Annotated in this window: 10 protein-coding genes; 6 read left to right on the plus strand and 4 right to left on the minus strand. The window is 62.0% G+C overall.

Translation table 11 applies throughout. The features are described 5' to 3' along the window. Window positions 1-305: 305 nt before the first annotated feature. Window positions 306-1,799 carry a CoA-acylating methylmalonate-semialdehyde dehydrogenase gene (locus ACK1U9_RS12955; RefSeq protein WP_079229826.1) on the minus strand — a complete coding sequence of 498 codons (1,494 nt, stop codon included), beginning with the start codon at window positions 1,797-1,799 and terminating at the stop codon, window positions 306-308. Window positions 1,800-1,872: 73 nt separating this feature from the next. Then, a complete protein-coding gene (locus tag ACK1U9_RS12960; protein WP_046616868.1) occupies window positions 1,873-3,219 on the minus strand; it encodes an aspartate aminotransferase family protein in 1,347 nt (448 codons plus the stop codon). A 118-nt stretch (window positions 3,220-3,337) separates the two neighbouring features. Here ACK1U9_RS12960 and ACK1U9_RS12965 point away from each other — a divergent pair, with 118 nt between their 5' ends. From ACK1U9_RS12965 to ACK1U9_RS12985, 5 genes are all read left to right on the plus strand, one after another. Continuing rightward, window positions 3,338-4,255 (plus strand): LysR family transcriptional regulator, encoded by a 918-nt coding sequence (locus tag ACK1U9_RS12965; RefSeq protein WP_046616867.1) that lies wholly within the window; start codon window positions 3,338-3,340, stop codon window positions 4,253-4,255. 90 nt (window positions 4,256-4,345) lie between these two features. Next, window positions 4,346-5,008 carry a TetR/AcrR family transcriptional regulator gene (locus ACK1U9_RS12970; protein WP_003257076.1) on the plus strand — a complete coding sequence of 221 codons (663 nt, stop codon included), beginning with the start codon at window positions 4,346-4,348 and terminating at the stop codon, window positions 5,006-5,008. A gap of 9 nt (window positions 5,009-5,017) precedes the next feature. Beyond that, a complete protein-coding gene (locus ACK1U9_RS12975; protein WP_016484768.1) occupies window positions 5,018-5,602 on the plus strand; it encodes an IMPACT family protein in 585 nt (194 codons plus the stop codon). A gap of 435 nt (window positions 5,603-6,037) precedes the next feature. Beyond that, window positions 6,038-6,724 carry an SDR family oxidoreductase gene (locus tag ACK1U9_RS12980; RefSeq protein WP_085601458.1) on the plus strand — a complete coding sequence of 229 codons (687 nt, stop codon included), beginning with the start codon at window positions 6,038-6,040 and terminating at the stop codon, window positions 6,722-6,724. A gap of 86 nt (window positions 6,725-6,810) precedes the next feature. Beyond that, entirely contained in the window at window positions 6,811-7,758 is a 948-nt protein-coding gene (locus ACK1U9_RS12985) for an adenosine deaminase (protein ID WP_085601457.1), read from the plus strand. A gap of 31 nt (window positions 7,759-7,789) precedes the next feature. On the opposite strand, the gene ACK1U9_RS12990 is transcribed toward ACK1U9_RS12985, so the two are convergent. Then, window positions 7,790-8,503 (minus strand): ArsR/SmtB family transcription factor, encoded by a 714-nt coding sequence (locus tag ACK1U9_RS12990; RefSeq protein WP_085601456.1) that lies wholly within the window; start codon window positions 8,501-8,503, stop codon window positions 7,790-7,792. Window positions 8,504-8,990: 487 nt separating this feature from the next. On the opposite strand from ACK1U9_RS12990, the gene ACK1U9_RS12995 reads away from it, so the two are divergent. Further along, a complete protein-coding gene (locus ACK1U9_RS12995; protein ID WP_085601455.1) occupies window positions 8,991-9,188 on the plus strand; it encodes a hypothetical protein in 198 nt (65 codons plus the stop codon). On the opposite strand, the gene ACK1U9_RS13000 is transcribed toward ACK1U9_RS12995, so the two are convergent. Next, window positions 9,139-10,320, minus strand: coding sequence for a multidrug effflux MFS transporter (locus ACK1U9_RS13000; RefSeq protein ID WP_085601454.1), 1,182 nt, complete (start codon window positions 10,318-10,320; stop codon window positions 9,139-9,141). The two genes, ACK1U9_RS12995 and ACK1U9_RS13000, sit on opposite strands and share 50 nt — an antisense overlap. Window positions 10,321-10,444 lie beyond the last annotated feature (124 nt).

A 10,444-nucleotide genomic window follows, 5' to 3' on the forward strand; every position in this document is an offset into this window, starting at 1 on the left:
CTCGTTTAGCTTCAAACACTTGACTCGCTGCGATCTCTCGTAGCGGGAGGCGAATCATACAGCGTTTAGAAGCGCTGTCAACCACCATCTCAACCGCTGGCGATCATTTGATCGTAGCCCTTTCAGCTCTTTCCGAACAACCTAACTTATTGAATTTCAAGAAGTTTGTCGTTCCGATGTCGCTGGAAGTGGGGCGCATTATAAGGGGATTCGAGAGGGCGTCAACCCTTAATTTCAAGAAACTTCAATATCGATGAAAAACAAAGCGGGGAGGCCTAATCGGCCCCCCCGCTTCTGCTCACCCCTTACAAACTAGGGAAGGCAAACTGCGAAGCCTCATGGCTGGCACGTTGCGGCCAGCGCTGGGTGATCGCCTTGCGACGGGTATAGAAGCGCACACCGTCCGGGCCATAGGCATGCAGGTCCCCGAACAGCGAGCGCTTCCAGCCACCAAAACTGTGGTAGGCCACCGGCACCGGCAGCGGTACGTTCACACCGACCATGCCCACTTCTATCTCGTCGCAGAACAGGCGCGCCGCTTCACCGTCACGGGTGAAGATACAGGTACCGTTGCCATACTCGTGATCGTTGATCAGTTGCATGGCCTGCTCCAGGCTGTTCACACGCACTACGCACAGCACCGGGCCGAAGATCTCTTCCTTATAGATGCGCATCTCCGGGGTCACGTTGTCGAACAGGGTGCCGCCGACGAAGTAGCCATCCTCATTACCGGCAACACGGAAGCCACGGCCATCTACCACCAGCTTGGCGCCAGCAGCAACACCATCATCAATGTAGCCCACCACCTTGTCACGGGCAGCGGCCGTCACCAGCGGCCCCATGTCCAGGCCGCACGAGGTGCCGGCACCAATCTTCAGGGCCTTGATCTGCGGTTCCAGCTTGGCAATCAGGGCGTCAGCCACCTGGTCACCCACGCACACCGCCACCGAAATGGCCATGCAACGCTCGCCGCACGAACCGTAGGCAGCCCCCATCAGAGCGCTCACGGCATTGTCCAGGTCGGCATCCGGCATCAGCACCGCGTGGTTCTTCGCACCACCCAGGGCCTGCACACGCTTGCCGCGCTTGGTACCTTCAGCGTAGATGTACTCGGCGATCGGAGTCGAACCGACGAAGCTCAGGGCCTTCACTTCCGGCGCTTCGATCAGCGCATCCACCGCTTCCTTGTCGCCGTGCACCACGTTGAGGATGCCCTTCGGCAGGCCGGCTTCCAGCAGCAGCTGGGCGATGAACAGGGTCGAGCTCGGGTCGCGCTCGGAAGGCTTGAGGATGAAGGCGTTGCCGCAGGCAATAGCCAGTGGGTACATCCACAGCGGCACCATGGCCGGGAAATTGAACGGGGTGATACCGGCAACCACGCCCAGCGGCTGGAAGTCGGACCAGGCATCGATGTTGGGGCCGACGTTGCGGCTGTACTCGCCTTTCAGCACTTCCGGCGCGGCACAGGCGAACTCGACGTTCTCGATACCACGCTTCAGTTCGCCTGCAGCATCCTCCAGGGTCTTGCCATGCTCTTCGCTGATCATCTGCGAGATACGCGCTTCGTTCTGCTCCAGCAGTTGCTTGAAGCGGAACATCACCTGGGCGCGCTTGGCCGGTGGGGTGTTGCGCCAGGCCGGGAAGGCCGCCTTGGCAGAGTCGATCGCTTCCTGCACGGTCGCGCGGCTGGCCAGCTCGACCTTGCGCACGGCCTGGCCGGTGGACGGGTTGAAGACATCGGCGGTGCGCTCACCCTTGGTAACCAGTTCGCCGTGGATCAGGTGCTGAACAATGCTCATGCAAAACTCCAGATAAAGAAGGTTGAGGCAGGCACGCGATGTGTTCACGCACCTGCCATCAGAATCGGAAAGATCAGTCGATCAGGTTCAGGGTTTCGCCCACTGCGTCGAACAGGCGGTCCAGTTCCTGCGGCGTGGTGTTGAAGGTTGGGCCGAACTGCAGGGTGTCGCCACCGAAGCGTACATAGAAGCCTGCCTTCCACAGTTTCATCGCCGCTTCGTACGGACGCACGATGGCATCACCGTCGCGGGCAGCGATCTGGATCGCGCCGGCCAGGCCGTAGTTGCGGATATCGACGATGTTCTTGGTGCCCTTCACGCCATGCAGCAGCTTCTCGAAGTGCGGCGCCAGCTCGGCGGCGGCCTGCACCAGGTTTTCCTTCTGCAGCAGGTCCAGCGCGGCGATACCGGCGGCGCAGGCTACCGGGTGGGCCGAGTAGGTATAGCCGTGGGGGAATTCCACGGCGTACTCCGGGGTCGGCTGGTTCATGAAGGTCTGGTAGATCTCGCTGCTGGCGATCACCGCGCCCATCGGGATGGCACCGTTGGTCACCTGCTTGGCGATGCACATCAGGTCCGGGGTCACGCCGAAGGCTTCGGAACCGGTCATCGCGCCCATGCGGCCGAAGCCGGTGATCACTTCGTCGAAGATCAGCAGGATGTTGTGCTGGGTGCAGATTTCACGCAGGCGCTTCAGGTAACCCTTCGGCGGCGGCAGCACACCAGCCGAACCTGCCAGCGGCTCGACGATCACGGCAGCGATGTTGGAGGCATCGTGCAGCTCGATCAGCTTGAGCATCTCGTCAGCCAGGGCAATACCGCCCTCTTCCGGCATGCCTTTGGAGAAGGCGTTCACCGGCAGCACGGTGTGAGGCAGATGGTCGACGTCCAGCAGCTGACCGAACAGCTTGCGGTTACCGTTGACGCCACCGAGGCTGGTACCGGCGATGTTCACGCCGTGGTAGCCGCGGGCCCGGCCGATGATCTTGGTCTTGGTCGCCTGGCCTTTCAGGCGCCAGTACGCACGCACCATCTTCAGCGCGGTGTCGGCACACTCGGAACCGGAGTTGGTATAGAACACATGGTTCAGGTCGCCCGGGGTCAGCTCGGTGATCTTCTCGGCCAGCTGGAACGACAGCGGGTGGCCGAACTGGAAGGCCGGTGAATAGTCCAGGGTGCCGATCTGGCGAGCCACTGCCTCGGTGATTTCCTTGCGGGTATGCCCGGCGCCGCAGGTCCACAAGCCGGACAGGGCATCGAAGATCCTGCGCCCCTTGTCGTCGACCAGGTAGTTGCCTTCGGCCGCCACGATCAGGCGTGGGTCGCGCTGGAAGTTGCGGTTGGCGGTGTAGGGCATCCAGTGTGCATCCAGCTTGAGCTGGCTGGCGATACCGGCGGTAGCGGTTTCGGGCATGTTCATCGGCGGTTCCTCGGAAGACGATTAGGCAACGATGGATGTTGTTGCAGCTAAATTGGCACGGCGATAAAGTCTGAAAAAGCCAACATTTCTAATCTTCAGACAGGCCCTCACTAAACTAATGAGCCGACGCCCCGATCCACTTGCCCAAGTCAGCGATTTCGACATCCGCCTGCTGAAGATCTACCGCAGTGTCGTCGAGTGCGGCGGCTTCTCCGCCGCGGAAAACGTGCTGGGCATAGGCCGTTCGGCCATCAGCCAGCAGATGAACGACCTGGAGCAACGCCTCGGCCTGCGCCTGTGCCAGCGCGGCCGCGCCGGTTTCTCGCTGACCGAGGAAGGCCGCGAGGTCTACCATTCGGCGCTGCAACTGCTCAGCGCCCTGGAAAGCTTCCGCACCGAGGTCAACGGCCTTCACCAGCACTTGCGTGGCGAGCTGAACATTGGCCTGACCGACAACCTGGTGACCTTGCCGCACATGCGCATTACCCATGCATTGGCCGAACTCAAGGACCGCGGGCCCGATGTGCGCATCCAGATCCGCATGATCGCGCCCAGCCAGGTCGAGCATGGCGTGCTCGATGGCAGCCTGCATGTCGGTGTGGTGCCACAGACCAGTCCATTGTCGGGCCTCGAGTACCAACCGTTGTACAGCGAGCGCTCGCTGCTGTATTGCGCGGTCGGCCACCCACTATTCTATGCCGATGACCAGCAGATCGACGACGACCGCCTCAACAGCCAGGAGGCCATCACCCCCACCTTCCGCCTACCGGCCGAAATCCAGGCGCATTACCAGGCGCTGAACTGTACGGCCAGTGCTTCGGACCGCGAAGGAATGGCGTTTCTCATCCTTACCGGGCGCTATATCGGCTACCTGCCAGACCACTACGCCACGTTCTGGGTGCAGCAAGGCCGCTTGCGTGCCCTGAAGCCCCAGCAACGCTTCTATGACCTGAGCCTCAGCTGGGTAACGCGCAAGGGCCGGCGGCCGAACCTGGTGCTGGAAAGCTTCCTCGAAAGCCTGGCTGCGACACGCTGATGCCAGTCTGTGCCGCAAACGCTTGTCACTTCGGCACAGGCAGGTAATCTTGTCCGACAGCCGCAGCCACTGACCCGTACGGAATCGTCCATGACCCTAGAAGTCCCTGCGCATCGCCTCTCCGCCTCGGGCAAGCCCGCGGGCCGCATCCGCCAGAAGAACGAACAGGCCATTATCCAGGCCGCCGAAGACGAGTTCGCCCGCCATGGTTTCAAGGGCACCAGCATGAACACCATCGCCCTCAAGGCGGGGTTGCCCAAGGCCAACCTGCATTACTACTTCACCAACAAGCTGGGCTTGTACATTGCCGTGCTCAGCAACATCATCGAGTTGTGGGACAGCACCTTCAACGCCTTGAGCGTCGACGACGACCCGGGCGAAGCCCTGAGCCAGTACATCCGCACCAAGATGGAGTTCTCTCGGCGCAACCCGCAAGCTTCACGGATCTTCGCCATGGAGGTGATCAGCGGCGGTACCTGCCTGAGCGAATACTTCAGTGCCGACTACCGCGAATGGTTCCGCGGCCGGGCCGCGGTGTTCCAGGCCTGGATCGAAGCCGGCAAGATGGACCCGGTCGACCCGGTGCACCTGATCTTCCTGCTGTGGGGCAGCACCCAGCACTATGCCGACTTCGCCACCCAGATCTGCCAGGTCACCGGCCGCAGCCGCCTGACCAAGCAGGACATGGAGGACGCGAGCAACAATCTTATCCACATCATTCTGAAGGGCTGCGGTATCAAGCCGGCTGCCTGATCGTCATTTATGCCTTCTACCCTGCTCGACCTCTGCGAGTACCGCGAGGAAATCCGCAAAAGCCGCTTCATCACCCTCGCCGGGCCGATCAGCAGCGCCGCCGACGCGATGAGTTTCATCGAACGCCACAGCGACCTGGCCGCCACTCACAACTGCTGGGCCTGGAAACTTGGCGCCCAGTACCGCAGCAGCGATGACGGCGAACCTGGTGGTACCGCGGGGCGGCCAATCCTCGCAGCCATCGAAGCGCAGGACTGCGACCAGGTGGTGGTGCTGGTGATCCGCTGGTACGGCGGCATCCAGCTGGGCACCGGCGGCCTGGCCAGGGCCTATGGCGGCGGTGCCAACAAGTGCCTGCAACAGGCACCCAAGCGGCTGCTGGTGCAGCGCAGCGAATTCACCTGCAGTTGCAGTTTCAGCGAACTGGCGCTTGTGAAGTTGCGTCTGGCCGAGGTTGACGGCCTGGTCCTGGATGAGCAGTTCACCGCCAATGGCGTGGACCTGCTCATTGCACTGGGTGACGCCCACCTGGCGCCACTGCAGCAGCAGTTGGCCGACCTGAGCCGTGGGCGCATTCTGCTCGAAGCACGTTGACCATTGCCCACAGCAACTGTGGGCCGGCCTGTGGATAAGCTTTGGGCATGTGCCTGCAGCCTAGCGTTTTCAAGGCTTGTAGATCTTTGATCATATTTTGATCACCTTTGATGACAGGCCCAAACTGCGGAAAGCCCGAAAGTTATCCCCATACCGCGGCCAAGCGATGCCGTTTGCGGCGCACCGCGCTTGCACACAATAACTGTGGACCAGCCTGTGGATAACCCGTGCGCCAACAGGCGAGACGCCCGCCCACACAAGGGCACGGGGCGGATGTTCATTTTTTAGCCAACTCGCATGACGGGGCTGCTTTGCAGACCTTACGCGCCACCGAGTTGTATCTCGTAGACGCAGCCTTGTGTCGCCATCGCCGCAATGCAGCTCCAGTTGAATTATCCTCAAATCCTTTTCCTACATTTCTAAAGGAATGTTCCTATGGCTAATTCACGAACAGCCATCATCATCGGCGCGTCGCGCGGGCTCGGCCTTGGCTTGGTGGAACGTCTGCACGAAGACGGCTGGAACATCACCGCCACCGTGCGCAACCCACAGCAGCCAGGCGCCTTGGCAAATGTGCCCGGCGTGCACATCGAACAGCTGGAAATGAACGACACGGCTCAGCTGGATGCCCTGAAGCAGCGCTTGCAAGGCCAGGTGTTCGACTTGGTGTTCGTCAACGCCGGGGTCATGGGCCCCTTGCCGCAAAACCTGGAGACGGTGCAGAACAAGGACATCGGCGATCTGTTCATGACCAACGCCGTGGCGCCAATTCGCGTGGCCCGTCGCTTGGTCGGCCAGATACGTGAAGGTAGCGGCGTGCTGGCCTTCATGAGCTCGATTCTAGGCAGCGTGACTATTCCTGACAGCGGCGAAGTCTGCCTTTACAAGGCCAGCAAGGCGGCGCTGAACTCGATGATCAACAGCTTCGTCGTCGAGCAACAACGCCCTGATCTGTGCGTGCTGGCCATGCACCCGGGCTGGGTGAAAACCGACATGGGCGGCGAAAACGCCGATATCGACGTGCTGACCAGTACCCGCGGCATGATTGATCAGATCAATGCGCAAAGCGGCAAGGGTGGTCTGCGCTTCATCAACTACAAGGGCGAACCTTTGATCTGGTGATTCACCGGGTCGCAGCCTGGCCGGGCGCAATGCCCGGCCAGGCTCTGTAGAATGGCGGCAACCGTATTTGATCGAGATGACCCACTATGTATGACTGGTTGAACGCCCTGCCCAAGGCCGAACTGCACCTGCACCTGGAAGGCTCGCTGGAGCCCGAGCTGCTGTTCGCCTTGGCCGAGCGCAACAAGATCGCCCTGCCCTGGGCAGATGTGGAAACCTTGCGCGGTGCCTACGCCTTCAACAACCTGCAGGAGTTCCTGGACTTGTATTACCAGGGCGCCGACGTGCTGCGTACCGAGCAGGACTTCTACGACCTGACCTGGGCCTACCTGCAACGCTGCAAGGCTCAGAACGTTATCCACACCGAACCGTTCTTCGACCCGCAGACCCATACCGACCGCGGTATCCCCTTCGAAGTGGTGCTCAACGGTATCAACCAGGCGCTCAGGGACGGTCGCGAACAATTGGGCATCAGCAGCGGCCTGATCCTCAGCTTCCTGCGCCACCTCAGCGAAGATGAGGCGCAGAAAACCCTCGACCAGGCCCTGCCGTTCCGCGATGCGTTCATCGCCGTTGGCCTGGACAGCTCGGAAATGGGCCACCCGCCGAGCAAGTTCCAGCGCGTGTTCGACCGTGCCCGCAGTGAAGGCCTGGTCGCCGTTGCCCATGCTGGCGAGGAAGGCCCGCCCGAGTACATCTGGGAAGCCCTGGACCTGCTGAAGGTCAAGCGTATCGACCACGGTGTGCGCGCCATCGAGGACGAGCGCCTGATGCAGCGCATCATCGACGAGCAGATCCCGCTCACGGTGTGCCCGCTGTCGAACACCAAGCTGTGCGTGTTCGACCACATGAACCAGCACAACATCCTCGACATGCTCGAGCGCGGCGTGAAGGTAACGGTCAACTCTGACGACCCGGCCTACTTCGGTGGCTATGTCACCGAAAACTTCCACGCCCTGTACACGCACCTGGGCATGACCGAAGACCAGGCCCGTCGCCTGGCCCAGAACAGCCTGGATGCCCGGCTGGCCTGAGTGACCTGACGCCGGCATGACGGTGTCGCGGTCAACCGACCTGCAACGTCGGCACGCGGGCAATGCGATTGATTTGCTGGATACCCAGCGCAGAGATATGCAATGCCCGCGAGTCCTCGGCTTCGCGCATCCAGCCAGACTGCAGGAACAGCCGGAACAAGGCCTGCCCCAGCACGCCCCCCAGGTGCGGCCCCTGGTCGTTCCACTCGGTGCAGCGGCAGATCACACAGCCACGTTGCTGATTTGGCGCCAAGGCATCGATGTAGACCCCGACCAAAGCCAACTGCGTCCGCCCCTCCTCGCTTACCATCAGCTGTCGACCACTACCCTCCAACCAGCCGGCCACCACCAGACGGTGATACAGCTCACCGGCCAGTTCCCCGCCCAAGTGATCGCCACAGCGACGCGCCCTGCGTATCGACATGGGCAGCGGTGATACCGGCGCCTTGGCCCGCTCCCCCCTGGCGTTCTCCAGCTGGACACTGGCCAGGGCCTCCACCGCTGCCCCGACTTGTGGGGTGGCCAGCCGGAAGTAACGCTTGCGGCCCCGTGCTTCATGCCGGAGCAAACCGGCCGACGACAACAATGAAAGGTGTGCGCAGGCAGATGACGAGGTCAGGCCTGTCATTACCGCGAGCTCGTTGGCCAGCCGCGGCGTGCCGTCGATCAGTGCCCACAGCATGGCACTGCGCTTGGGGTCGGCCATCAGGCTGGCAATCTGGCTGATACTGCTGGCTGCGTTCATGTCCCTGTAACTCCCTGCAAGTTCACTGTGTGGATGCGATGGCCACCCCTGGCAGGGAAGCGCCTCTCGCTGGCACTGGCCTGGTTCGCCAGTATAAGCCGCAAAAAACGCCATTCAGGCAGCACAGCGCGGAGGCACCACCGGCAAAAAAACACTGGGTATGCCTACCCATGGCAAGCAGTGAAACAGTGCGTGAAACCTGTCCGGACCGCGCGGGCAAGCAGCCAGGCCCACATGGCGGGAACAAGGGAGCGACAGGCGGAAAAAACACCGGATGCATCTTCGGACGCGGCCGACAACCAATTTCCACAAATAACGCAAGCCAAAGCGAAGGTTCCACCTGCTTGCGGGCATTGCGCCCCGAGCAGGAAAAACAGGTAGAAAACGTTCTTGGCGACCGTCAGTCAGGACACTGATTCAGGTCATGGCAGGCCGAAGGTGCAGCGCTACACTTCATCCGCTCTCCCCCCTTTGGAGGTATGCCGCGATGAAAATTGTCGTCAGTGCGTCGAGCCGAAACCCCGCCTGCCCCTGGCAGGTCCAGCTCGATCAACACGTGGTCAGTTTCCGCAGCGAGGCCGAAGCGCGCGCCTTCGTCGCCACGCTGGAAACCCGGTTGCAGGCACCTCACCCGCTTATGCGGGAGCCTTGGCCGGCAACCGTCGGGTCAGCAGCGCGACACTGACCACCAGCGCCCCACACAGGCTGATCACCAGCGCCATCGGCACCGCACTGCCATCATGCAGCAGCCCGACCAGCGCTGCGGCACCGGCAGCGACGCTGAACTGCAGGCAGCCCATCAGCGCCGAGGCACTACCGGCCCGTGCGCCCTGCCCGCTCATGGCACAGGCAGCGGCATTGGGGATGATACAGCCGAGGCTGGAAATGCAGACGAACAGCGGAACCAACAATGGCCACAGCTGAGTTGGCCGCATTGCCGCCACACCCAGCAACGCCAGGCCCGCAGCCAGGTAAAGCCACACAGCACGCGCCAGCAGGAACGCTGGCCCGCGCTTGGCCAGCAAGCGTGCATTAACCTGTGCCACCAGGATAAAGCCGGCGGCATTGGTACCGAACAACCAGCCGTAATGCTCGGCTGGCACGCCGTAGAGCTTGATGAACACGAAAGGTGAGCCGGCGATGTAGGCAAACATGCCGGCGATGGCGATACCACCGGTCAGGGCATGGCCGACGAATACCCGGTCAGCGAAGAGGCGCAGGTACTGGCGCAAGGCGCCAGACAGCGGTTGCCGCGGTATGTGCTCGGGCAAGCTTTCCGGCAGGCCCAGGCTGACCGCCAGCAGGCAGCCGGCACTGAACAGGCTCAGGGCGAGGAAGATGGATTGCCAGCCGGCCACGTTCACCAGCACCCCGCCCAGCATTGGTGCCAGGATTGGCGCCAGGCCCATTACCAGCATCAACTGCGAGAACACCTTGGCCGAGGCCACCGGGTCGCACTTGTCACTGACGATGGCCCGCGACAACACCATCCCGGCGCAACCGCCCAATGCCTGGACGAAACGCGCCAGCACCAAGGTGTCGAGGTTGGGAGCATAGGCACAGGCCAGTGACGCAAGGGTGAACAGGGTCACCCCGAACATCAGCGGCTTGCGCCGGCCAAAGCGGTCAGCCACCGGCCCGTAGGCCAGTTGCCCGATGGACAGGCCGAGAAAGTAGGCGGCCAAGGTGGCCTGAACGTGTTTTTCATCGGTGGCGAACGCCTGTGCCATGGCCGGGAAGGCGGGCAGGTAAAAGTCGATCGCCAAAGGCCCGAACGCACTGAGTGCGCCCAGGATGAGCACCATTCGCAGGTTCATCAGGAATCCATAGCAGGCTAAGCAAGTGCTCGATTCTACCTGCTGTGGGCCCTATCGACATGAAAACATTTGCAACAACTTCAAGGGCTGCCGCGGTCTCTGTGGGAGCGGGCGTGCCCGCGAA

The sequence above is a fragment of the Pseudomonas sp. XP1 genome (assembly GCF_053557675.1).